The following is a 22,574-nucleotide window of genomic DNA, read 5'->3' on the forward strand; positions in this document are numbered from 1 at the left end:
ATCTTCAGGAGTCCACACAACCCCCGATGATCACGCGGTGGCCGTACCCGTTCCCAGCCGGACCCGACTCAAGATCGCGAAGTCAGACTGGAGTACTAGGGCGTCTTTCGGACCGCGCCCGGCACGATCCGAAAGCACGCCCCTGGGTTCCCTCCGCCCGACGCCGGGCGCGCATCCCCCGGAGACCGACACCATGTCCCCGTACCCTCGCCCGCGCTGCCTCGTCACCGGTGCGTCCGGCATGCTGGGGCGCGAACTCACCTCCCTGCTGCTGCGCCGGGGTGCGGCGGTGACCGCGCTCGGCCGCGGCGCCCTGGACATCACGGACGGCGCGGCCGTGCGGGCCGCACTGGCACGCCACCGGCCGGCGGTGGTGGTCAACTGCGCGGCGTGGACCGCGGTCGACGCGGCGCAGTCGGAGCCGTCGAGGGCCATGGCGGTGAACGGCGACGGGCCGCGTCATCTCGCGGGGGCCTGCCGCGCCCTGCACGCCGTCCTGCTCCGGCTCTCCACCGACTACGTGTTCGCCGGGTCGGCCGCGCGGCCGTACCGGGAGGACGACCCCACCGCTCCGCACACGGTGTACGGCTACACCAAGCGGGCCGGGGAACGGGCGGTGCTGAGCACCCTGCCGGAGGCCGGCTACGTGGTCCGCACCGCCTGGCTGTACGGGGCGGGCGGGCCCAACTTCGTGGCCACGATGATCCGCCTGGAGGCCGAGCAGGACACCGTGCGCGTGGTGGACGACCAGCACGGCCAGCCGACCTGGACCGCCGACCTCGCCGACCGGCTGGCGGCGCTGGGCTCGGCGGCACTCGCCGGTGCGGCGCCCGCCGGTGTCTACCACGCGACCAACACCGACGGCACCACCTGGTACGCCCTGGCCCGCGAGACGTTCCGGCTGCTCGGCGCCGATCCCGACCGGGTCCGTCCCACCACAAGCCGGGCGCTGGCCCGGCCGGCCACGCGGCCCGGCTACAGCGTGCTGGACCAGCCGCGCTGGCGGGAGGTGGGCATGGAGCCGTTGCGGGACTGGCGCGCCGCGCTGGCGGAGGCGTTCCCCACGCTGTGCGGTGCGGTGGGCCGTTCGGCGGTGCCCCCGCGGTGAGGTGCCGCCTCCGGCCGGGGGCGCACGCGGACGACGGCCCACCGGTGGAGGTCCACCGGTGGGCCGTCCAGTCGTGCGCTCAGGCCACGGACCGCTCGCGCAGGGAGCGGTGGAAGGCGACGCACTCCCCGTACGCCGGCAGCAGGCCGCGCCGCTCCATCTCCGCGATGCCGGGGGCCTGCCGGTCCTTGTGCGAGAGCACCGGCTCGATGTCCTCGGGCCATGCGATGCCGAGGTCCGGATCGAGCGGGTGCACGCCGTGCTCCCGCCCGGGGGCGTAGCCCCGCGAGGTGAGGTAGACAACGACGGCGTCGTCGGTGAGCGCCATGAACGCGTGGCCGAGCCCGGCCTCGACGTACAGGCTACGGTGCGGGTCGTCGAGGCGGACGGCGTCCCAGGCACGGTAGGTGGGCGAGCCGACGCGGATGTCCACCACCACGTCCAGTACGGCACCGCTGAGACAGGTGACGTACTTGGCCTGGCCGGGCGGGACCTGGGCGAAGTGCACGCCCCGCAGCACCCCGCGCCGCGAGACGGACCGGTTGACCTGGGCGACGCCGGGTTCGTAACCGAGCACTGCGCTCAGCTCCCGGCCGCTGTACAGCTCCTGGAACTCGCCCCGGTCGTCGGCGAACGCACGGCTCTCGGCCAGCCAGGCGCCGTCCACACTCAGCGGACGCATCCGCTCTCCTCTCGTCAGAAGCGGTAGGTCTCGAGGGTTCCGGACCTGCGGACGTCGAGGGTGACGCCGTGGAAGCCCCCTCCGAGCATCCGGGCATGGGTGAGCCGCAGCGGCAGGACGTCCACGCCGTGCCGTTCCAGCACCCGCATCAGCCCCCGCTGCCTGCGGTCCACGACGACCAGGCCCGGCCGGAGCACCAGCAGGCTCATCCCGATCCACGGGGAGCAGTGCGGTACGTCTCCGGCGTAGCCGAGGCCGATGAGCTCGGGGCACTCGATCCGCTCCCAGGAGCGCAGCACGTGGGGCAGGTTGTCCTCGGTCACCCTGGCGGGGTTGACCAGGACGAGGCCCGGCCGCAGGGGGACGAGGGTGGAGTCGAGATGGGTGGAGGAGTACAGGCCGCGGCAGGGGTGGACGGTGTACGTCTCGCCGAGGGCCGACTGGAGCCAGCGGGCTCCCAGCTCGTTGCCGCTGTCGGAGACTAGGTACAGCAGGTCGGTGCCCAGCCGCAGCACATTTGCCGCGTCGAACACCGGCTCCAGCTCGCGCAGCCGCTCGCCGGGGGGCGCGCCCGGGTCGTACATCGTGTCGGCGAGCCGGGGCTTGGGCGCGGACACCCATCTGCTGCCGCTGGTGAAGTACTCCATCAGCAGCTCCCGGTAGGCCGACGACTCCAGGTACCGCGCGCGCAGTGCCATCGGGGCCTCGATGACTGTGTTCCCGACGGTGAGCAGCCCGTCGCGGGGGCAGTAGTCGTGGTACCCGTCGCTCTCCCAGTCGGGGGTCCGCACGCGGGCGGCGTGGTCGCGGGCGCGGGGGCGGGGGCGGCGGACGGTCACGCCGAGGCCGCGCAACTCCTCGCACAGCTCCTCCAGTTCGTCCTCGGTCTCCTTGACGACCCGGTCCGGGTAGGGGCCCGTGGGCACGTCCTGCCAGCGGCCGGGCCCGGCGTACTCGGCGTACTCGACGGCGAGCAGGCTCCGGTCGGCGACCGGCACCCGGGCGCCGAGGGCGGTGCCGACGACGGCCTCCTCCAACGGATCCCATTCGTTGTGGACACTGACCAGGCTCACGGCCAACCCTCCGGTACGAGTCGGTCACGGGACGCTTGCGGCGGTGTACGGGGCTTCAGGCGGCGGGCAGGTAGCGGGCCAGCCGGCCCCACATGGCGTCGTCGTCGGCGTCCCCGGTATGGGGGCCGGTGAAGCGGCTGGCGTACTCGGCGATCTCGGCGAGCGTCCAGCGCAGTTCGTAGAAGCGCAGGAACACCGGGCGGCCCTCGGGGGCGGCGTCGAACACCCGGGTCAGGGCGGCCCAGTCGCGTTCCGGCGGGGCCCACATCGCCCCGCCCCAGTCGATGATGTCCACGCCCCGCCCGAACAGGACGTTCGCCGGGCTGGGGTCGCCGTGGGTCAGCGCGGGGCGTTCGCCGCGCCACTGCGCGGTGCACCGGGCCGCCACCCGGGCGGCTTCCTCGCGCAGCGCGGTGAGGTGGTCCCACCGACGGGCCACCAGACCGGCCAGCCGACCGCCGTAGGGGCCGCACTCCGCGGCGCCGCCGTTCAGGGCCGCCTCCAGCGCCTTGTCGAGGTCGTTCTCGAAGGGGAAGCGGAAGTCCTCGGTGGGTACGTCGACGTGCCGGGTGGCGGGCGGCTCGAAGCCGTGCACGTCACGCAACTGGCCTTTCAGCAGGTCCAGTTGTGCGGGGCTGGGTGGCGCCGAGGAGGCGGTGGCACGCTCCACGTACGGGAAGACCACGACGGGGAAGTCGGCGATCCGGTGCACCACCCGTCCGTCCCGCCCGGCGAGCGGGGCGAGCACGTACTCCTTGCCGCTCTCGCGCAGCAGGAGCGCCACTTCGTACGCCCCGGGGAAATGCCCGTCCAGATCGCGGCGGACACTGATCCACAGGGGTCCGCAGCGGTAGGACCAACTGTCCTCGCCGAGCGGGAAGAATTCCGGCTCGGGCAATTCCCGGCCGCTCGGTATGTATTCCTGGAAGTTCTCCTCGACAAGCCGGACGAGGCTCCGGCGATCCACGAGCTTGTTCTCCAAGAGCATGCCAGAGGCTAACACCGGGAACGGCCACGGGACTTTTTCCACGCGGGTGTTCAACTGTCCGGTGCCGGGGAACGCCGGCGGGGAATGCGGCGCGCCGCCGGTAATCCATCCGTGGATATGGTGGGCCGATGGAGAATGACAGTGACGTACTGCTGGCGCACCGACTCGCCGATCTGGCGGGTGAATTGGCGCTGGGATTCTTCGGACGGCGGCCGGCCGCGCGGCACAAGAGCGACGGCAGCCCGGTCAGCGAGGCCGACCTCGCCGTGGAGCGGGCAATGCTGGCGGTGCTGGCGGCGGAACGGCCCGGGGACGCGGTGCTGAGCGAGGAGTGCGGCGCGCTGAGGACCACGTCCCGGCGCCGCTGGATACTGGACCCCATCGACGGGACGATCCCGTTCCTGGCCGGGGCGCGCGACTGGGGCACCCATGTGGCCCTGGAGGTCGACGGTGCGCTGCGGGCCGCCGTGCTGAGCCGGCCCACCGAGGGTGTGAGGTGGTGGGCGGTCCAGGGCCGGGGGGCGTTCGCGTCCACCGATGGACAGCCGTTGTCGGCGGCACGTCCGCTGCGCATCCCCGGGGCCGCGGTGCCGCTAGGTGAGGCCCGAGTGGGCGGCTTCCTGATGCCGGGTTCCCCCGTCGAGCCGGTGCGCGGCCGGGTCCGGTGGGTGGAGTCCCCGGTGTGCCTGGTCGCGGACCTGCTGGAGGGCCGGGCCGACGCGGTAGTCGACGAGGGCGGCCACGTCTGGGACCGCGCCCCGGCCGCCCTGCTGGTGCGGGAGGCCGGGGGGCGCGTCGACGACCTGTGCGGCGGCAGCCGGCTGGACGGATGCTGGCTGGTGTACGCGGCGGACGGCGTCGCGGACGGGCTGACCGGGCTGCTGCGGGACGCGGGGGTGTGACGTCACCGGCCGGCACCGCCGCCGGCCGGCCCCGGGCGGCCCGCACCGCTCAGGTCAGCGCCTCGCCCTTGACGGCGCGGCGGAAGGTGTCCGCCGCGCCGTCGATCTCGGCGTCCGAAGAGCCGGGGTGGACGCCGAATCCGGGGCCGAGGTAGCCGTCGGAGACGCCGGTGGCCAGGGCGAGGGAACGCGCGAGGACGCTGTCGGTGCGGGGCAGGGCGCCGGGCTCGAACGCGCGCGGGGCGGGGCGCCCTCCGGGGGCGCGGAAGGGCACGGTGGAACGGTCGCCGCGGCCGAACGCGGTGAGCGCGGGCAGCCCGCCGTAGTAGTGCGTCGGCGAGTCGAGGAGCGTCCGGGTGCCGAGCCGGGCGGCGACGTCCCGGGCGTGCGCGGCGTCGTCGAAGACGTACACGGCGGTCGTGCCGCACTCCCCCTCGGGGTCGTGCAGGTGCCTGCGGCGCACTCCGGGCAGTTCGCCGACGGCCCGGACCAGCCGCTGTTTGACGTCGCGGACCCGGCCGAGGATGCGGTCGAGCTTGCCGAGCTGGGCGAGCGCCACGGCGGCGTGCAGTTCGCCGAGTCCCAGGTTCATGCCGAGCAGTAGGTCGCCCCGGCCACTGTCCTGGCGGTAGGGGAACCAGCCCTGGTCGTGGAAGGAGTAGGCGCGCTGGAAGACCAGCGGGTCGTCGGTGAGCACGAACCCGCCCTGGAGCGAGGTGATCACCTTGTAGTGGTTGAGGGAGAAGGTGCCGGCGCTGCCCAGGGTGCCGAGCGGGCGGCCCCGGTGACTGCCGCCGGCGCTCTGGGCGCAGTCCTCCAGCAGGAGCAGGCCGTGTTCGTCGGCGAGGGCGCGCAGCGCGTCCATGTCCGAAGGGGCGCCAAGCATGTGCACGGGCATGATCGCCCGGGTGCGGGGGGTGATCCGGGCCCGTACGTCGACCGGGTCCAGGGTGAGGGACTCGTCGATCTCGGCGAGCACCACATCGGCACCGCAGTGCAGTACCGCGGCGATCGAGGCGACGAACATGTAGCCGGGCACGATGACCTCGTCACCCGGTCCGATGCCGAGGCCCACGAGGGCGGCGACCAGCGCGGAGGTCCCGCTGTTGACGCCGAGGCAGTGGGCGGCGCCGAAGCGCTCGGCCGCCGCCCGTTCGAAGCGGCGCACCCACTCCCCCTCGCCGGGGTCGTCGAACGCCTCTCGGCCCGCGTACCAGCGGTCGAGCACGGCCATCACATTGGCGCGCTCCTCGTCGCCAAAGAAGCGGTAGCCCGGTCCCGGCACTGTGGTTCCTCCTGGGTGTCGCCCCGTGGTCCGGGGTGCGGTGTCAGCAGGCCGCGAGCAGGGCGGCGAGCCGACGGGACAACGCGATGGTGGTCAAGGACGGGTTGGCGGCGCCCAGCCGGGGGAACACGGCCGGCCCGGCGGCGTACAGGCCGGGCAGCGCGGGGAAGGCCTGGCGCGCGTCGAGCAGCCGGCCGAGCGGCAGGCTGCCGCCCTCGTGGTCCTCGGTGCCGAGCAGGCTCGCCCAGGTCTCGGGCCGGCCGGTGGACTGGCCGCGGGTGTGGTCGGGCAGCACCCGGGTGTTGTCGCGGTCGGCGTCACCGAAGCCGGTGAACTCCAGCGGAGTGGCGGGCAGTCCCAGTTCCCGGGCGGCCGCCGCCCAGAAGTCGCGCAGCAGGTCGCGCTGTCCGCCGATCATCTTGCGGTCCTCGGGCAGCAGTGCGGTGCGGACGTGCGCCCGCCAGGGCTGTCCGGCGGACGGCCGGCACTCCACCACGCTGTCATCGCTGGGGAGTTGCTCGCCGGTGACCCGCACGTCCAGCAGCGCCTCGCCGTGACCCTCGTCGTACACGTCCATCCGCAGGTAGGAGCGCAGCACGGGATCCGCCGGGAGGTGGTACGAGCCGGGTGCGGGCAGTCGGCCGGCGGGCAGCCGGACCACGAAGCCCTGCACGATGTGGTCGGCGAGGCCGCCGAGCCGGGGGGCGCGCAGTGCGCCCGCCTCGGTGAGGGCGTGCGCGGCCAGCCGGGTGCTCTCCACGGTGCCCGCGCACAGCACCACGGTGTCGGCGGCGACCGTCGCCACGGTGCCGTCGGCGGCGCGCACCCGGACCCCGCGGGCCCGTCCGTCCCGCACGTCCACGGCGAGCACGTCGGTGTCGCAGCGCACCCGGACACCGGGGGGCGGGGCGGGGCGGCCGCCGGGCCCGCGCCAGGCGGCCAGCGCGGTGTACGCCTCCCAGCGGCCCGTGCCGGGCACGTGCCGGCAGGCCCGGGGCAGCGGGCGGAACTCCCAGCCGCCGAACGGGGTTCGGGCGGGCTGCGCGGGGTCCCACAGGACGCCGCCGCTCCAGGCGGTCAGGTCCGCGGTGACCCGGTCGTACCAGGACGGCCCTCCGGCGGCGGCGGTGGTCAGGTCGGCCACGACCTCGGCGGGCCACGCGGGCGGGCGCAGTGCCCAGTCCTCCAGCGGCAGGATGACGCCGTGCCAGTACAGGGACCGGCCGCCCAGCCGGCGTCGCAGCCCGGAGATGCCGGTGTAGTGCGGGGGCGCGTCGGACCGCCAGGGCCGGTGGAAGTGCGGGTCGCGCTCCGGCGCGAAGACGACCTCGGTGGCGGCCCCCCGCGGGTGGGTCATGTGGATGTGGGACAGGTCCTCCCCGGGGCCCGCCTCCAGCAGCAGGACGTCCTCGGCGCCGTGGCCGGCCAGCGCGGCGGCGAGTTCGACGCCCGCGAGGCCGCCGCCGACGATGACCGTCCGGGCGTGCCCCTGGAGGGGCCCCCACGGGCCCGGTCCATCGGCACGGGAGGCGGCCGGGTGGTGGTGCGACGGGGGACTGCCGGACATCTCTGACTCCTCGCCTGATTCTTCCCGCCTCCGGCCGCGGAGAGGCGACCTGATATCCGGGCGGCCGGTTTGCCGCAGCGTACCCATCCCGTTCGACTGCGTGCCTTCCCCGGTCGAACACGGCCGGGAGTTCCTGGTGGTCCGTGCGTGCCGTACGCACTGTGGCGTACGGCTGGTGGGGGTGCGTAAATTCCGATGCCCATCCGTCGCATTCTCGAAAGCGAGGGCAATCATGGGAAATGCACTGGCGATCTCCGGTGGACCGCGTCTGACGGAGCGGGAGTGGCCCCGCTGGCCACAGCCGGGCGAGCGAGCACTGAAAAGCCTCGAGGACGTATTGACCAGCGGCCGCTGGACCATCAGCTGCGCATATCAGGGGCGGCAGTCCTACGAGCGCCAATTCGCGGCCGCATTCGCGGACTACTGCCGTTCGGCGATGTGCGTGCCGATGGCGACGGGAACCGCCTCGCTGGCCATCGCGCTGGAGGCGTGCGGGGTGGGGGCCGGGGACGAGGTGATCGTGCCCGGGCTGAGCTGGGTGGCGTCCGCGTCGGCCGTGCTCGGCATCAACGCCGTACCGGTGCTGGTGGACGTCGATCCGGCCACGTACTGCCTCGATCCGGCCGCCGTGGAGTCGGCGATCACGGAGCGGACCCGGGCCATCACCGTGGTGCACGCGTACTCGGCCGTGGCGGACCTGGACTCGCTGCTGGACATCGCCCAGCGGCACGGTCTGCCCCTGATCGAGGACTGCGCGCACGCGCACGGCGCCGGTTACGGCGACTGGCCGGTGGGTGCGTTCGGTGCGGCGGGGGTGTTCAGCATGCAGGGCAGCAAGTTGCTGACCTGCGGCGAGGGCGGTGCGCTGGTGACCGATGACGCGGAGATCGCCAACCGCGCGGAGCACCTGCGGGCGGACGGGCGGGTGCTGCGCCAGGAACCGGTGGGTGTGGGCGAGATGGAGCTGGAGGAGACCGGCCGGCTGATGGGCAGCAACGCCTGCCTGTCGGAGTTCCACGCGGCTGTGCTTCTGGACCAGCTGGCCCTGCTCGACGGGCAGAACGCCCGCCGGGTGCGTGCCGCCGACCATCTGACCGGCCGGCTCACCGACATGGGGATGACGGTGCAGGACACCTCACCGGGGACCACCGCCCGGGCCTATTACCGCTACATGGTGCGGCTGCCCGACGAGGTGCTGGCGGTGGCGCCGGTGGACCGGATCGCCCGGGCGCTCACCGCCGAGCTGGGCTTCCCGGTGATGCTGACCCACCGGCCGCTGAACGACAATCCGCTGCACCGACCCGCCTCGCGCCGGCGGTTCGCCACCGACGCGCGTTACCTGCAGCGGGTGGACCCGGCGCGGTTCGACCTTCCGGTCGCCAAGCGCATCCACGAGAGCGTGGTGAGCTTCGGACACGAGGTGCTGCTGGCCCCGCTCGACGCCATCGACGACATCGCCCGGGCGTTCCAAAAGGTCTTGGACAACGTCCGGGAGATCCACCGCTGAAGGGGGTCACGGAATGGAAGGCAGCACGTCCCCACGGATCGCCGGGCCGAGCCGCTCGGCGAGGACCTCGGGGGTGGACACGTGCAGCGTGTGCATCCCCAGTTCCGCCCCCACCCGCAGCACCGTGACGCGGTCGTCGACGAGCAGCGTCTCGGCGGCCGCCACCCGGCAGCCCCGCAGGGCCTCGGTGAAGAACGACAGCGCCGGTTTCACCCGGCCCACGCGCCATGACGAGTACAGCGCGTCGAACAGGGCGAAGTGCCCGTAGGCGGCGTCCTTCATACGGTCCCAGTGCTCCGCCTCGTTGTTGGTGAGGACCGTCGTCAGGCCCGGTCGCTCCTGCCGCAGGCGGCGCAGGGCGCGGAAGTTGTCCCGGTGGGCACGGACGGAGTCCAGGTACGCGCGGTCCAGCCACCGCGCCTCCTCGGGTGTGCCGGCCGGTGGCCCCGCTCCGTCCGCGACGAGGCTTCTCAGCACCTGGTGCACATGGCGGGCGCCGCTCTCGTACCGGGGCGCCGACGCCTCGACGCGCCGGGCGAGTTCGGCGCGGTCCACGCCGTAGCGGTCGGCCACCCGGTCGAGGAAGTCCGTCTCCTCGTTGATGTTGTTGTAGAGCACGCCGCCGGCGTCCACGAACAGCGCTCGAATCATGCTTCAGACCCTTCCCCGGGGGCCGGTGACGGCCCCGCGGGCTCAACGCCCCAGCAGGGGGGCGTAATGACCGCCGTCAGTGTGCGCGCAGGCGACGAGCATCCGGTACGGCTCCCAGTCCTCGTAGGACTTCCTGCCGGGCTTGGCCAGCTCGCGCTCCAGCCCCCAGGTCTCCAGCTGGATGGAGTGGCCGATCAGCAGGTCGTCGTCCGCGTCGGTGCGCAGCAGGGGCCGGGCCAGTTCGGCCACCGCCTCCTGGAGCAGTGCCCGGTCGGCGCGTTCCCGGGCGGTCGGCCCGGCGCCGGCCGGCGGGGGCGCGAAGGCCAGCTTCACCAGTTCGTTCAGGTCCAGTTGTACGGGGGCAAGCACGGCGAACTCGAAGTCCAGCAGAGCCACCACGTCGGTGCCGTCCCACAGCGCGTTCACCGGGGAGAGGTCGCCGTGGTTGAGCACCCGGGGGGCGTCGGGCAGGGCCGCCCAGTGGCGGTCGAGCGCGGCACTCAGCCGTGCGCGTTCGTCCCGGGTGAGCACCCCGGCCGTGTGCAGCCGCAGGAGGGCGGCCCCGCCCTCGTCCGGGGAGCGCGCGTAGAAGGGGTTGTGGAGCCGGGCCACGGCCGCGGCGGCGGTCTGGTCGACCCGGTGCACCGCCCGGGCGCGCTCCCACAGCCGGCGGGCCGCGGCCACGCGCCGTTCGCCGTCCAGGGTGTCCCAGGCGTCGTCCAGGCTGGTCGCGGCGATCTCCCGGGTGACGACCCACTCGAAGCCGCGGGTCGCGCCGGAGTCCAGCACCGTCGGGTAGCCCACCTCGGGGGGCAGCAGAGCGGCCAGCCGGGTCTCGCGGACCAGGTCCCGGGCGCCGGCGGAACCGGCGACGCGTACGGCGAGCCCGCCGCCCAGCCAGGTGGCGTTCGTCCAGCCGGCCGCGCGGCGGGCGGCCGCGAAGTCCGCGCCGTGGCGCCGGAAGACCTCGGCGGCCACGGCGGCGGTCTCGGCGGCGCGCGCCGCGCGTTCGGCGCCGGTGGTGACGCCGGTCATCCGTGCGCCCTCAGTCGCAGCGACACGACCAGGCGCAGCGGGTCCGGACCGTCGGGCAGCCGGAGCAGCGGCGGTACCTCGTGCCACATGCGCGGGCCGAGGAGGCGGGCGTCGCCGTCGCGGTCGTACATCGGCTCCAGGAAGCCCTCGCGCAGGACGCGCATGGAGCCGACGGTGCCGTAGCAGAGCGGGAACTGGAGGTTGAACCGGTCGAGGTCGGTGTCCTCCTCGGCGCCGTGCGGGCCGATGTAGTCGCCCTCGCGGTAGACCAGGACGAACGCCCGCTCGTAGTGCAGTCGGCGGCCGGTGATGGTGTCGACGACGGGCAGCAGCTGGTGTGCCGCGTGTTCGGCCCAGTCGAGCAGGCCGTAGTCCCGCAGGACGGTGGTGACGCGTTCGGCGCGGGCCGGTGAGTCGGTCTTGGCGTCGATGCGCCGCAGCCGGAAGCCGTAGCCGAGCGCGCCGTCGGCGGAGGTGTGCTCCTGGGCGTCGAGCTCGACCTCGTCGCCCAGTTCGCGGTAGGCCGACAGGGCCGCCGCCTTGAGCTCGGTGACGTCGGTGACCCGCGGTATCTGGGCGCAGCGGTGGGCGGAGTAGTGGGCGCGCAGGGCGTCGACGCCGATGTCGGCGCCCTTGGTACGGAACCGGCTGGTCGAGGCCACGGGATGGGCGGAGTGGATGTCCACAAGAACCCCTCTTTCGCGGATGGTCGTCACGGTGGGCTGTCTTGGACGAGGCCGGGCACGCGTGACCCGGCGGGGACGGGCGCGGGGTGGGTCAGGCGGTGCCGAGGACCACCAGGCGGCGGCTGCTGACGGTGAAGGTGCCGCCGGACTCGTTCATGACCCGCGCTTGGGAGAAGCCGGCGGCCCGGAACCACTCGAGGATCTCGGGGGCGGTGAACATGCGGACGCTGTAGCGGGCCCGCTCCGCCTTGCCGTCGCGGATGGTGATTTTCTCCGCGTAGTAGCGGCTGGCCTCGGCGTCCAGTTCCTGGATGTCGACGGCCATGTCCGATCCCCGGCGCAGGATGTCGACGTGCATCTCGTGATTGGCGAGCACGCTCGGAATGTGCCGGTAGGGGGAATGCATGTCGAGCAGGAACCGGCCGCCGGGACGGAGTGCGCGGCGATAGCGCCGGAGTATGTCGCGGTCCGTCTCGTCGTCGAAGTAGCCGAAGGAACTGTACCAGGAGACGGCCGCGTCGAATTCCGCCTCGAAGGACATCTCCCGCAGGTCGACGTGCCGGTAATCGACCTGGATGCCCATTTTCCCGGCCTCGCTGCCGGCCATCGCGAGAAAGCGCTCGTCGCGGTCGATGCCGACCACCCGATAGCCGCGCGAGGCCAGCACGTTGGCGTGCCGGCCGTGCCCGCACGGGGCGTCCAGGAGGTCCATTCCCGGTTCGAATCCGCCGAGTGCGACCATGCTGGACGCTTCCTTCTCACTCAGTTCCGGTGTGAGATCGGGGAGATCGAAGTAGTCGTAGTCGTCGCCGAAAAGGGCGTCCCAATCCACATGCGGATTCCTTGGGTTCATATTCCTCAGGCTAGGACCGGAGCCGTATTCACCGCAACGATTTCAATCGCCGTCCGGGTACCGCTATTTCATTCGCTGTGCCAGGCGCGCCACAGTGCGGCGTAGGCGCCGCCGGCGGCCAGCAGTTCGTGGTGGCTGCCCAGTTCGGTGATACGGCCGTTCTCGACGACCGCGATCCGGTCGGCGTCCTCGGCGGTGTGCAGCCGGTGCGCGATGGCGATGACGGACCGGTCGCTCAGGACGGCGGCCATGGCTCGTTCGGTGTGCCGTGCCGTGGCCGGGTCGAGCAGCGCGGTGGCCTCGTCGAGCACCAGGGTGTGCGGGTCTGCGAGCAACAGGCGGGCCAGTGCCACCTGTTGGGCCTGTGCGGCGGTGAGGTCGTGCCCGGTGGAGCCGACAGGGGTGTCCAGGCCGTCCGGCAGGGCCGCCACCCAGTCGCCAGCGCCGACCACCTCCAGGGCGCGGTGCACCTCGGCGTCGTCGGCGACCGGCCGGGCGAGGGTGAGGTTCTCCCGCAGGGTGCCGCGGAAGATGTGGTGTTCCTGGGTGACCAGGGCGACGCGGCCGCGCAGGTCGCGGGTGCTCAGCTCGACCAGCGGTACGCCGCCGAGGCGGACCGTGCCGGAGCCGGGGTGGTAGATGCCGGCGAGCAGCTTGCCGAGGGTGGACTTGCCGGAGCCGGAGGGGCCGACCACGGCGAGCCGTTCGCCCGGCGCGAGTTCCAGGTCGACGCCGTGCAGGACGGGGCGCCCTGGCACGTAGGAGTAGGTGACCGCGCGGGCCGTGAGGTCCTGGCCCGCGGGCCGGGCGCCGGTGGGCTCGCGGTCGGCGGGCAGCTTGCTCACCCCGAGGACCCGGGCCAGCGAGGCCGAGCCGATCTGGAGCTCGTCCATCCAGCTCAGCACGTCGTCCAGAGGGAAGATCAGCTGCCGTACGTAGAGGGTCGCGGCGACCACCTGGCCCAGCGAGGCGAGGCCCTGGGTGTGGAGCAGCCCGCCGATGGCGAGAGTGGCGACCAGCGGGACGGCGTAGCTGAGCTCCACCAGCAGGTACCAGGAGCTGCGCAGCCACATGGTGTGCCGCTCGGCCCGGTAGGCCGTGCCCAGGTCGCGGTCGAGCGCCCGGCGGCGCCATTGCTGGAGGCCGAACGCCTCGGCGGTGCGGGCCCCTGGCACCGTCTCGGCGAGGCTGTCGCCGAGCGCCACGTAACTGGCCCCGCGCCTGCGGTAGGCGATGCCGGAGCGCCGCAGGTACCAGCGGGTGCCGATCCACAGGGGCGGGACGGCGAGAAGGCTGGGCAGCGCGGTGAGCGGGCCGGTCAGCAGCAGGGCACCGAAGGTGAACAGGCAGGTGAGCGAGGCGATCAGGGTCTCGGGCGCGGCGTAGCGGACGGTGTTGGTGAGGGCATCGGTGTCGCGCGAGGCGCGGGTGATCAGGTCGCCGGGTTCGGCGTCCTCGACGGTGGACAGAGGCAGGTCCACCACCCGGTCGACGAAGTCCTCGCGCACCTCGGCGGTGATCTTCTCGCCGAACCGGCAGGAGCGCTGCACCGCACCGTAGGTGAGCGCGGCCTGGGCGACCAGGGAGGCCAGCAGGCCGAGGGCGAGCAGGTCGACGGTGCCGGCCGTGGTGCCGCCGACCACCTCGTCGATGAGCCGGCCGATCAGCCAGGGGGCGACCAGGCCGCACGCCGCGGCCAGTCCGTGCAGCGCCAGCAGCCGTGCGAGGTCGCCGGTGTGGCGGCTGGCCAGGGCGCGGGCGTGCCGGCGTACCTCGGCCGTGTCAGCGACCGGCAGTGCTGCCCTGCTCATTCCGTGTTCTCCCGGGTGACGAGGCTGGTGGCGGGCGCGTCCCGGGTGGGCTCCGCGCCGGTCTCGCGCTGGATGACCCGGCGGTACGGGGCGCTGGTCGCGAGCAGGTCGCGGTGGCCGCCGGTGGCGACGACCAAGCCGTCGTGGACGAGGGCGACCTGCTGGGAGTGGTCGAGCAGCAGCGGGCTGGAGCTGACGAGGACGGTGGTGCGGCCCTCGCGGGCGGCCCGCAGCCGGCGGCCGATCCGGTCCTCGGTGTGGGCGTCGACGGCGGAGGTGGGGTCCACGACGACGAGGACGTCAGGGTCGGCGAGCACGGCGCGGGCGAGGACCAGCCGCTGGCGCTGGCCGCCGGAGAAGCGGCTCCCGTCAGCGGTGATCTCGGTGTCCAGGCCGTCGGGGAGTGCCTCGACGATGTCCTCCGCGGCTGCCACCCGCAGCGCGGCGAGCACCTGATCGTCGCCGGCGGTGCGGTGCGGGTCGAGGCTGTCGCGCAGGGGGCCGCGGAAGAGCCGGGAGCGGTTGTCGACCACGAGGACGCGTGTGAGGAGGTCGTCGCGTCGCAGCTCGGTCAGCGGCAGTCCGGCGTAGCGGACGGGCCCGTCGGCGTAGCCGCCGAGCCGGTCGGCCAGGCGTACGCCCTCGGCCGGCGGCGCAACGACCACGAGGAACGAGCCGGCGGTCACGACCAGTCCGGTGGCCTCGTCGACCAGGTCGTGCGCACCGGCCGGTACCGGGGTGCGGCCGTGCGTGCCGTGGGGCGGACCGGCCGGCAGGGCGAGCACGGCGATGGCGCGGCGGGCGGCGACGTGGGCGCGGGCGAACCGGTCGGCGGTGTCGGTGAAGATGGCGAGCGGTTCGACGAGGAAGGCGGCGTACGCGTAGAAGGCGACGAGCTCGCCGGGCGTGACCGCGCCGGTCAGCGCGGCGCGGGCGCCGATCCAGGTGACGGTGCCGACCAGCAGGCCGGGCAGCAGCACCTGGGCAGCACGGATCAGGGCCTCGGCGCCGGCTACCCGGGAGCCGGCGGCGCGCACCCGCTGGGAGCGCTCGCGGTAGGAGCGGGCGAAGGAGGTCTCGCCGCCGACGCCGCGCAGGACCCGGAGGCCGGTGACCACATCGGTGAGCCGGGAGGTCAGTTCGCCCTGGAGCTCCCGGTAGGCGCTCTGTCTGCGGTGCAGCGGGCGCAGGGTGTAGCCCATGGTGAGGATGATCGCGGGCAGGGCGACGATCAGGAGCACGGCGAGGGAGGGCGACTGGTCGAGCAGCACCACGGCCACCAGCAGGGTCGAGACGACGGCGCCGAAGGCCCTGCCGACGACGTCGAAGGCGTTGCCGATGGTCGTCATGTCGGAGGTACCGACGCTGACGAATTCACCGTCGTCGACGCGGCGTTCGAGGTCCGCGCCGAGCCGACCCGCGTGGCCGACCACGAGTTGCACCGTGCGGAAGCCCGCGGCCAGCGCGTTGTGCATGCTCAGCCGGCGCCGGATCATGCCGGACACCGCCTGCACCACGCCGAGGCCGAGGAGCACGGCGGACCACAGCAGCACGGCGCGCATGTCGCCGGGAACGAGCCCCTCGTCGATGGCCTCGCGGACGACGACCGGCATGAGTGCCTGCGAGCCGAGCCAGAGCAGGCCCAGGAAGGCCGCCGCGCTCAGTGGCCCGGCGATACGGCCGGCGAGCCACAGCATATAGCGCGAGGCCGATCGGATATCGGGATGACCTGGGTCTGCGACGGGGAGCGGACGCATTGCGCGACGATATCGAGTGCGCCAGTCGGACCGTCAACTCCGTTGCACAGTGACCTAGTTCGTTGTTCGACTGCGTACGGTAAGCAGTCGAAAGGCCGGCCACCAGAGCCCCGCGCCGCTTTCGGCGTGACGCGCTCCGGCGGCTGTTGCCCAGCTTCGTGCCACCGACCTAGCCTCGCAATTCCCTGACACATCGACAGGCATCGGAGATTCGCCATGCTGGTTCACGCCACTCCGCCGACGAGTGCGGCGCTCATCGAGCGGAAACAACCGGATGACGACCGCGGGTCACCCACCCGCTCCTTACGCCCTCTCCGCTCGGGCGAACGGTGTGACGCGTCGCCCGGCCGCCGCGCGGGCGCACCGCGCCCCGCCCGCCGACCCGGGTCGGCCGAGGTTCCGGCGGGCAGCCGATGATCATTGTCGACACCGCGCTGCGCCGCCGCGCGGAAGAGGATCGGCCGATCAGGGTCGGCATGGTGGGCGCCGGCTACATGGGGCGCGGCCTGGTACGGCATATCTCCGCCTCGGTGCCGGGCATGCGGGTCGCGGCGATCTCCAACCGCAATCCGGCCAACGCCGAACGCGCCTACAAGGAGGCGGGGCTTGCGCCCGCGCGGGCCGACACGGCGGACGCGATCTCGGCCGCGGTGGCCGGGGGCCGTCCTGTGGTCACCGAGGACGCGTTCGCGCTGATCGCCGCAGAGGGCATCGACTGTCTGGTGGACGTCACCGGTGCGGTGGACTTCGGCGCCCGGATCACCATCGCCGCCATCGAGCGGGGCCTGCCGGTGGTGACGATGAACGCCGAGCTCGACTGCACCGTGGGCCCGCTGCTCGCACACCGCGCCCGCTCGGCCGGGGTGGTGCTCACCGGGGCGGACGGCGACCAGCCGGCGGTGCAGGCCAACCTGCTCCGCTTCGTACGCAGTCTGGGCGTGACGCCGCTGGTGGCCGGCAACATCAAGGGCTTCCAGGACGAGTACCGCACCCCCACCACCCAGCAGCCGTTCGCCGACCGGTGGGGCCAGAACGTCCACATGATCACCAGCTTCACCGACGGGACGAAGGTCTCCTTCGAGCAGGCGATCGTGGCCAACGCCTTCGGCTTCACCGTGCCCCGGCGCGGCATGTACGGACGTGACCACACCGGCCACGTCGACGAGCTGACCCAGATGTACGACGTCGACGAACTGCGCGAGTACGGCGGCATCGTGGACTACGTGGTAGGCACCAAGCCCGCCCCCGGTGTGTACGTCCTCGGCACCCACGACGACCCGGCGCAGCGCAGCTACCTGGAGCTGTACAAGCTCGGCCGCGGCCCTCTGTACGCCTTCTACACGCCCTACCACCTGTGCCACTTCGAGGTGCCGCACACCGTGGTCCGTGCCGTGGACTTCGGCGACGCGGCCCTCACCCCGCCCGCGGGTCCCCGTGTCGATGTGGTGGCCACCGCCAAGCGGGACCTGCCGACCGGCACGGTGCTGGACGGGATCGGCGGCTACGACGCCTACGGGGTGGCCGAGTCGCACGCCGTGACACGGGCGGACGACCTGCTGCCGATGGGCATCTCCGAGGGCTGCGTGCTGCGCCGAGCCGTCGCCAAGGACACCGTGCTCAGCTACGGGGACGTGACCCTCCCGCCGAGGCGGCTCGTCGACACGCTCCGCGCGGAGCAGGACACACTGTTCGCCGTCTGACCCCACCACGGGAGTAAGGAGGTGCACCCACTCCTCGCCACTCTCGATGTGTAGCCCACCGGGGGGCTTGCGGCAAGGCCCCCGTGGTGCCGCAGTATCGCTGGGCCAGGCCAGGAAGCTGCGGAAATGGGGAACCACGACGTGCGTGCGGAGTTGTCCGTCCATGAGCCGCGCGGTGACACCGCGCCGGTGTTCGCGCTCCCGGAGCGCCTCGCGCAAGGCCGATCCGGCGCTGATCGCCGGTGACGGGCGGCACTTCGCGGCCATCGCGGAGGGCCTCGAGGAGGCGATCGCCGAACTCTCGGACCTCCTCGACGAGGTGTCCACCGCCGACGGGCTGGAGGGGCAGGCCGCGCTCGACGACCAGTCCGAGGTCATCGCCGACCTGGGCGGCAGCCGGTCGCCCAGAGTGCGCGACGTGCTCGACGCCGAGGCCCTGGAGGTCGCCCGGCGGGGCGTGACCGCCGCGTGGGAGCTCGATGACGACGTCCCGGTGCTCGCTGCTGCCTTGGGCCGACTCGGCGACTGCCTCCACCACAATGGGCGCCCGGCCGAGGCCCTGCGGGCCACCGAGGAGGCCGCTGCCCTCGCCCAGCCCCTCGCCGAAGCCGAGCGTGCCCGGCATGAGCCTCTCTACGCCGGTATCCTCGCGGGCCTCGCCGTGCGGCTTGCGGAGGCCGGCCGGCATCAGGACGCCCTGGAGGTTGGCGAACGCGCGGCGACGGCCTGGCGCCAGCTCTCCGCCGCCGCCCCCGCCCACGAGCCGGGACTGGCCGACGCCCTACACGCTCACGGCCGCCAGCTCTCCCACCAAGGACTTCAGGCCGAGTCCGTCGTAGTCTCCCGCGAGGCACTTTCCCTCCGGCTTTCACTTGCCGAACAGGACGCGGCGGGGCACGAGCCCCTCGCCGCCTCCCTCCTCACCCTTTCCGCGCAGTTGGCCAGGGAGGGACGGAGGGCGGAGGCTCTGGCGTGCTGGCAGCAAGCGGTGGAAAGCATGCACCCTGGCCCGGGCCGACCCCACCGCCCACGACGCGGGTCTTGCACACGCCCTGCAGGCCCTCGGCGCAGACCTGGCCGAGGCGGGACAGCTGATGGAGGGGACAGACACGACAGCCGAATCCATCGCCGTCTGGCGCCGCCTCGCCCGGGGCAACCCAGCCGCCCACTCCGCCGAACTCTCGAAGTCTCTCTCCAACCTCGCCCTCCTCCGCCTTTTCGCGGACCCGCCGCCCCAGGCACTGCCCGCCGCCGCGGAAGCCGTCCAGCTCATGCAACTCCGCCACGCAGAAGCGCCCGAACTTCACCGGGCCGACCTCGGCCGGTGCCTGTCGATCCTGGCCGTCTGCCTGAACGCGGCCGGCCTTCGGCAGGAACGCCACGGGGCGGCTGCTGGCGCCGTCAGGCAGTACGAGGCCGCGTGGAAGACCGACCCGGTGCGGTACGCCTTCGACCTCGCACGGGTCCTCGACCAGATGGGCCGTTACCTGGCGGACGACGAGCGCTGGGCGGACGCGCTCGGCCCGCTGGAAGGCGGGCTCGCCTGGGCGGAGGCTTACATACACGTGGATCCGACCACGTACGCCCCCTCATCTCCGGGCTGCGCACGGCGCTCGGCGACTGCCGGCGGCGGATACGGCAACCATGGGAACTGGGTCGACACGCGGAAGCGCTGGTGTCGCTGGATACCGCAGTAGGAATCTCTCGCCGGTTCGACTCCGCGCTCCGAGAAGCTCAGCTGGCGAACATCGCCACCTGGCTCATCAACTTAGGCACCCTGCACGCGGACCTCGGCAGCCCGCAGACGGCGCTGGTCTCACTGCGTTCGGCCGTCGCCATCCACCGCCGCCTCGCCGAGGCCGATCCGGGCACGTATCTGGACTGTCTCCGCTCCTCGCTCAACGACCTCGGCACCGTCCGAGTGAGGTCGGCAGAAGCGCCGAGGCCGTGGCAACGACCGAGGAGGCCGTCCTCGTCCGGCACGGCACGGTGGATTTGTTCGCCGCCCTGAACACCGCCACCGGCAAGGTGATCGGGAAGCTGTCCGCGCAGCACCGGGCGGTTGACTTCCGCGACTTCCTTGACGAGATCGACCGCCAGACTGATCCAGGCCTGGCGGTCCACGTGATCTGCGACGTCGTGCCGAGCGAGGCCCCGAGGATGAGGACGGGGGCGTCTTCCGGGCCGTCGAAGCGGTACTGGAGGGCAGGGGTCGTGGTCTCACTCACCGCTCCACGCTAACCGCCGGGTCCGGCACCGCCGACGCGGGTCCCCGCATCCTGACACCCGGCTCCCGGGTGTCACCGGGGAACTCTCATACCGCCTTCACGCATATGCCGCGAGGTGCGCCCGGGGCTCCGTCAGGGGTCGCCCGGCAGTCCGAGTCCGGTGAGGGCGCCGACCGGGTCCAGGTCGGGGGTGCCTCTGGGCCACCAGTCGTCGTGGCCCGGCTCGGACTCGTACGCGTACCAGAGGCCGTCACGGCCGAGGCGGAGCTGGACGTGGCCCTGGGGGTGGGTGAGGTGGTTGCGCCGGGGCCGGAAGGCGGGCAGGTCGGCGGCGAGCAGGAGGGGGCGGGCCCGGTCGAACCGCCCGGCCGGCGGGTCCCATGGCTCCTCCAGTACGGCGAGGCCCTCCGGTCCGCCCTGGCGCCAGGCTGCGACCGCGCGGGCCAGCTCGGACGGGGTACGGCCCGCCGCGGCGGCGAGGGACGCGTACACCGCCCGGGTGCCGGCGGTGAGCCCCGCCCCGGGTCGGGCGGCGGCCAGGCGGACCGCGTCCTGCCAGAAGGTCAGCTGTCCCACCGGGTCACGGCCGGTGACCAGCAGGGCGTGGGCGCGGGCGGCGGCGTCCGTGGCCAGCTGGTCCAGCGCGAAGGGGTCCGGGCCGCCGGGGGCCGCCGGGTAGGCCGGGGGCTGCTGGGGATGGGCGGGCGGAGGCAGTGGAGCGGGGAGGGGTGCGAGGGCGCGCGAGGCGAGCACCTCCGTCGCCCGCACGCCGGGCAGGGGCGCCGGGCCCCTGTCCTGCGCGGCGCGCGCCGCGCGGGTGGCGTTCAGCCGCGACAGCGCGTCGAGCAGGTCCCGCTCGCCCCGGCCGCGCAGCAGGAGCAGGACGAAGGGGTCGGCGTCGAGCAGCCGGGCGGTCTGGTAGCAGAGGGCGGCCTCGTGCTTGCAGGGGTGACCGCGGTCGGGGCAGCTGCACCGGGGCTCCAGGTCACCGGGGCCGGGCAGCAGCGGAACGCCGCACTCCGCGAGCGACTGGGGCATCTCCTTGTCGAGCAGCGCCGCGATGTGCCCCGGGCGGTCGGCGGCGGCGTCCAGGAAGCGGTCCCAGTCGGTGTCGTCGAGTGTGCGCAGGCGTACCTGGACGCGGTACGGGCGGGGGCGGCTGCCCTGGACGTAGGCCAGCACGAGGCCGGGCGTCACCGTGATGGCGTCGACATGCCCCTGCCCCGCGTATCCCCGCCCGCGCTCCAGCCGCTTCACGTCCAGCGCGCCCTGCTCCAGCGCCCCGACCCAGGCGTTTCCCCACCAGCTCTCGGCGAAGCGGTCGCCCTCCCGGGGTGGCAGGGGCGGGAAGGTGCGGCGGAGTTCGTTGTCGCGGGACGGGGCGGCCATGGAGCGGGGGGATCGGGCCGACCGGGGGGTGTGGGACGCGGAGGTCGTGGGCGGGGCCGGGTCGGTGGGTAGGGCAGGGCCGGTGGGTGGAGAGCTCGGAGGCGCGGGGTGGCGGGGTCGGTTGTGGGTGGATGTGGAGGTGGTGGGGGGCGGGGCCGCGACCGAGGCCGGGGCAGGCTTCGCCTGGGCGGTGTCGGTGGACGGGGTGTCGGCGAGTGGGGCGTCCTTGGGCGGGGCGTCGGTGGGTGGGGCGTCGGTGGGTGGGTCCTTGGGCAGGGCGTCGTCGTGCGGGGCATCGTCGTGCGGAGTGAGGTCCGGGTCATGGTCGGCCCGGCCGTTGCCGTGCGGGGCGGGGGCCGGATCCCGGGTGTCCGGGTCGCTGGTCCCGGCGTTCGGGGTGTGCGGGGTCTCGGGCCGGAGCCCCGGTCGCCCTGCGCTGTCCGGCTCGTCCGGGCTCGTTGCGGCCAGGGCATGCCCGCTGTGCGGCGTTTCCGAGTTAGGCACGGCCGGGCCGTGCAGCAGGTCGGTCATGCGAGCGGACCGGGCCTCGTGCCCGCTCGTTCGCTCCTGGCTGCTCGTTCGCTCCTGGTCGTCCGCGGCCGCGTCCGACAGGCCCGGCATCCGGAAGGCGTCGGACAGCAGTTGCATACCGTCACGCGCGCCCCTGCCGGGGGTGTCCGCGCCCGCCCGCCGCACAGCCGCCGCCCTGTCGTCCACGGCGCTCTGCCGGGCCCGGCGCCTGCGGCGGGCGCCTTCCCGCTCGGTCGCCTCCCGGGCCCGCCGCGCTTCGTCCCGAGCCGCGCGCAGTGCCTCGCGCGCCACGTCCGCGGCACGGGGCTCGGTGCCCGCCGGGTCGGCAGAGCGCGCGGGCGGCGCATCGGCCGGGGTGGTCTGCTCCGGGCTCGTCCGCGGGTCGCCGGATTCCTGCGGCTGCGGCTGCGGCTGCGGCTTCACGGCCGCCAGGGTGTCCTCGGTTTCACCGGCATTGTGTGGCCTGCCGGCGATGTGGGACGCGTCGGCGGTGTGGGACGCGTCCGCGCCCTCCGACCCGCTGTCCACACCGGTGGCAGTCCTGCCCTCCTGCCCACCGCCGCCCTCGGAAGCTCCGGCGGCGTCGGGGGCACGGGTGACCGGTGGCGCACCGGCATTCCCCGGCGCGTCGGCGCCTTCGGAGGAGCCGGCGGCCTCGACGGCACCGGTGTCCCCCCGTCCGCTCCCCCGCAGCTCGGACACCGCCCTCCGCAGCGCCTCGCGGGCCGCGTCGGCCGGACCGGGGGCTGCCCGTCCGGAGCCTCCCCCGGCCGGGGGAGGCTCCGGACGGGCAGCCGGTGCCGGGTCGGGGTCCTGGGCCG

Annotated in this window: 19 protein-coding genes; 7 read left to right on the plus strand and 12 right to left on the minus strand. The window is 73.6% G+C overall.

Features of this window, described 5'->3' with window-relative positions:
• Positions 1-193 precede the first annotated feature (193 nt).
• Positions 194-1,108, plus strand: a complete 915-nt coding sequence (gene rfbD, locus HDC93_RS13400; RefSeq protein ID WP_185010460.1) for a dTDP-4-dehydrorhamnose reductase — start codon at positions 194-196, stop codon at positions 1,106-1,108.
• Positions 1,109-1,187: 79 nt separating this feature from the next.
• Here the strand turns inward: rfbD and HDC93_RS13405 are convergent, their stop codons facing one another.
• From HDC93_RS13405 to HDC93_RS13415, 3 genes are read right to left on the minus strand one after another with little or no spacing between them, the layout of a single operon-like run.
• Positions 1,188-1,790, minus strand: coding sequence for a dTDP-4-dehydrorhamnose 3,5-epimerase family protein (locus HDC93_RS13405; RefSeq protein ID WP_185010462.1), 603 nt, complete (start codon positions 1,788-1,790; stop codon positions 1,188-1,190).
• Between the two features lie 14 nt (positions 1,791-1,804).
• On the minus strand, positions 1,805-2,863 hold the full coding sequence (locus tag HDC93_RS13410) for an inosamine-phosphate amidinotransferase 1 (protein WP_185010464.1): 1,059 nt from the start codon (positions 2,861-2,863) through the stop codon (positions 1,805-1,807).
• 55 nt (positions 2,864-2,918) lie between these two features.
• The gene (locus HDC93_RS13415; RefSeq protein WP_185010465.1) at positions 2,919-3,851 is read right to left on the minus strand and encodes an aminoglycoside phosphotransferase family protein; all 933 of its coding nucleotides are present in this window, start codon (positions 3,849-3,851) and stop codon (positions 2,919-2,921) included.
• Between the two features lie 128 nt (positions 3,852-3,979).
• Here HDC93_RS13415 and HDC93_RS13420 point away from each other — a divergent pair, with 128 nt between their 5' ends.
• On the plus strand, positions 3,980-4,753 hold the full coding sequence (locus HDC93_RS13420) for an inositol monophosphatase family protein (protein ID WP_185010467.1): 774 nt from the start codon (positions 3,980-3,982) through the stop codon (positions 4,751-4,753).
• Positions 4,754-4,802: 49 nt separating this feature from the next.
• Here the strand turns inward: HDC93_RS13420 and HDC93_RS13425 are convergent, their stop codons facing one another.
• A complete protein-coding gene (locus HDC93_RS13425) occupies positions 4,803-6,038 on the minus strand; it encodes a DegT/DnrJ/EryC1/StrS family aminotransferase (protein ID WP_185010468.1) in 1,236 nt (411 codons plus the stop codon).
• 43 nt (positions 6,039-6,081) lie between these two features.
• The gene (locus HDC93_RS13430; RefSeq protein ID WP_185010469.1) at positions 6,082-7,605 is read right to left on the minus strand and encodes a GMC family oxidoreductase; all 1,524 of its coding nucleotides are present in this window, start codon (positions 7,603-7,605) and stop codon (positions 6,082-6,084) included.
• A gap of 232 nt (positions 7,606-7,837) precedes the next feature.
• Here HDC93_RS13430 and HDC93_RS13435 point away from each other — a divergent pair, with 232 nt between their 5' ends.
• Positions 7,838-9,112, plus strand: a complete 1,275-nt coding sequence (locus HDC93_RS13435; protein ID WP_185010471.1) for a DegT/DnrJ/EryC1/StrS family aminotransferase — start codon at positions 7,838-7,840, stop codon at positions 9,110-9,112.
• A 6-nt stretch (positions 9,113-9,118) separates the two neighbouring features.
• Here the strand turns inward: HDC93_RS13435 and HDC93_RS13440 are convergent, their stop codons facing one another.
• The 6 genes from HDC93_RS13440 to HDC93_RS13465 form a co-directional block, all read right to left on the minus strand.
• Positions 9,119-9,763, minus strand: coding sequence for an HAD family hydrolase (locus tag HDC93_RS13440; protein WP_185010473.1), 645 nt, complete (start codon positions 9,761-9,763; stop codon positions 9,119-9,121).
• Between the two features lie 42 nt (positions 9,764-9,805).
• Positions 9,806-10,798 (minus strand): phosphotransferase family protein, encoded by a 993-nt coding sequence (locus HDC93_RS13445; protein WP_185010475.1) that lies wholly within the window; start codon positions 10,796-10,798, stop codon positions 9,806-9,808.
• Complete coding sequence (locus HDC93_RS13450; protein ID WP_185010477.1) at positions 10,795-11,484, minus strand: StsF protein; 690 nt, start codon at positions 11,482-11,484, stop codon at positions 10,795-10,797. The genes HDC93_RS13445 and HDC93_RS13450 overlap by 4 nt, the downstream gene beginning before the upstream one ends.
• Before the next feature lie 91 nt (positions 11,485-11,575).
• Positions 11,576-12,337, minus strand: coding sequence for a cyclopropane-fatty-acyl-phospholipid synthase family protein (locus HDC93_RS13455; RefSeq protein WP_185010479.1), 762 nt, complete (start codon positions 12,335-12,337; stop codon positions 11,576-11,578).
• 68 nt (positions 12,338-12,405) lie between these two features.
• Positions 12,406-14,148, minus strand: a complete 1,743-nt coding sequence (locus HDC93_RS13460) for an ABC transporter ATP-binding protein (protein WP_185010481.1) — start codon at positions 14,146-14,148, stop codon at positions 12,406-12,408.
• Positions 14,145-15,845, minus strand: a complete 1,701-nt coding sequence (locus HDC93_RS13465; RefSeq protein WP_260419551.1) for an ABC transporter ATP-binding protein — start codon at positions 15,843-15,845, stop codon at positions 14,145-14,147. The genes HDC93_RS13460 and HDC93_RS13465 overlap by 4 nt, the downstream gene beginning before the upstream one ends.
• Before the next feature lie 473 nt (positions 15,846-16,318).
• Here HDC93_RS13465 and HDC93_RS13470 point away from each other — a divergent pair, with 473 nt between their 5' ends.
• From HDC93_RS13470 to HDC93_RS39645, 4 genes are all read left to right on the plus strand, one after another.
• Positions 16,319-17,605 (plus strand): NAD(P)H-dependent oxidoreductase, encoded by a 1,287-nt coding sequence (locus HDC93_RS13470; protein ID WP_185010486.1) that lies wholly within the window; start codon positions 16,319-16,321, stop codon positions 17,603-17,605.
• A gap of 1,094 nt (positions 17,606-18,699) precedes the next feature.
• The gene (locus tag HDC93_RS37800; RefSeq protein ID WP_221516672.1) at positions 18,700-19,302 is read left to right on the plus strand and encodes a hypothetical protein; all 603 of its coding nucleotides are present in this window, start codon (positions 18,700-18,702) and stop codon (positions 19,300-19,302) included.
• On the plus strand, positions 19,281-19,616 hold the full coding sequence (locus HDC93_RS39640) for a hypothetical protein (RefSeq protein ID WP_221516673.1): 336 nt from the start codon (positions 19,281-19,283) through the stop codon (positions 19,614-19,616). Before HDC93_RS37800 ends, HDC93_RS39640 begins: the two co-directional genes overlap by 22 nt.
• Positions 19,553-19,846, plus strand: coding sequence for a hypothetical protein (locus HDC93_RS39645; RefSeq protein WP_398985131.1), 294 nt, complete (start codon positions 19,553-19,555; stop codon positions 19,844-19,846). The genes HDC93_RS39640 and HDC93_RS39645 overlap by 64 nt, the downstream gene beginning before the upstream one ends.
• Before the next feature lie 119 nt (positions 19,847-19,965).
• On the opposite strand, the gene HDC93_RS13485 is transcribed toward HDC93_RS39645, so the two are convergent.
• Positions 19,966-21,870, minus strand: coding sequence for an SWIM zinc finger family protein (locus HDC93_RS13485; RefSeq protein WP_260419564.1), 1,905 nt, complete (start codon positions 21,868-21,870; stop codon positions 19,966-19,968).
• Positions 21,871-22,574: the final 704 nt, after the last annotated feature.

This window comes from Streptomyces sp. AK010, assembly GCF_014207295.1.
Classification (GTDB): domain Bacteria; phylum Actinomycetota; class Actinomycetes; order Streptomycetales; family Streptomycetaceae; genus Streptomyces; species Streptomyces massasporeus.

Excerpts from the sequence above, each read along its gene's own strand:
- rfbD (WP_185010460.1), top strand. The coding sequence starts at position 194 with ATGTCCCCGTACCCTCGCCCGCGCTGCCTCGTCACCGGTGCGTCCGGC.
- HDC93_RS13405 (WP_185010462.1), bottom strand. The coding sequence starts at position 1,790 with ATGCGTCCGCTGAGTGTGGACGGCGCCTGGCTGGCCGAGAGCCGTGCG.
- HDC93_RS13415 (WP_185010465.1), bottom strand. The coding sequence starts at position 3,851 with ATGCTCTTGGAGAACAAGCTCGTGGATCGCCGGAGCCTCGTCCGGCTT.
- HDC93_RS13420 (WP_185010467.1), top strand. The coding sequence starts at position 3,980 with ATGGAGAATGACAGTGACGTACTGCTGGCGCACCGACTCGCCGATCTG.
- HDC93_RS13430 (WP_185010469.1), bottom strand. The coding sequence starts at position 7,605 with ATGTCCGGCAGTCCCCCGTCGCACCACCACCCGGCCGCCTCCCGTGCC.
- HDC93_RS13435 (WP_185010471.1), top strand. The coding sequence starts at position 7,838 with ATGGGAAATGCACTGGCGATCTCCGGTGGACCGCGTCTGACGGAGCGG.
- HDC93_RS13440 (WP_185010473.1), bottom strand. The coding sequence starts at position 9,763 with ATGATTCGAGCGCTGTTCGTGGACGCCGGCGGCGTGCTCTACAACAAC.
- HDC93_RS13445 (WP_185010475.1), bottom strand. The coding sequence starts at position 10,798 with ATGACCGGCGTCACCACCGGCGCCGAACGCGCGGCGCGCGCCGCCGAG.
- HDC93_RS13455 (WP_185010479.1), bottom strand. The coding sequence starts at position 12,337 with ATGAACCCAAGGAATCCGCATGTGGATTGGGACGCCCTTTTCGGCGAC.
- HDC93_RS13460 (WP_185010481.1), bottom strand. The coding sequence starts at position 14,148 with ATGAGCAGGGCAGCACTGCCGGTCGCTGACACGGCCGAGGTACGCCGG.
- HDC93_RS13465 (WP_260419551.1), bottom strand. The coding sequence starts at position 15,845 with ATGCTGTGGCTCGCCGGCCGTATCGCCGGGCCACTGAGCGCGGCGGCC.
- HDC93_RS13470 (WP_185010486.1), top strand. The coding sequence starts at position 16,319 with ATGATCATTGTCGACACCGCGCTGCGCCGCCGCGCGGAAGAGGATCGG.
- HDC93_RS37800 (WP_221516672.1), top strand. The coding sequence starts at position 18,700 with ATGGAGGGGACAGACACGACAGCCGAATCCATCGCCGTCTGGCGCCGC.
- HDC93_RS13485 (WP_260419564.1), bottom strand. The coding sequence starts at position 21,870 with ATGCAACTGCTGTCCGACGCCTTCCGGATGCCGGGCCTGTCGGACGCG.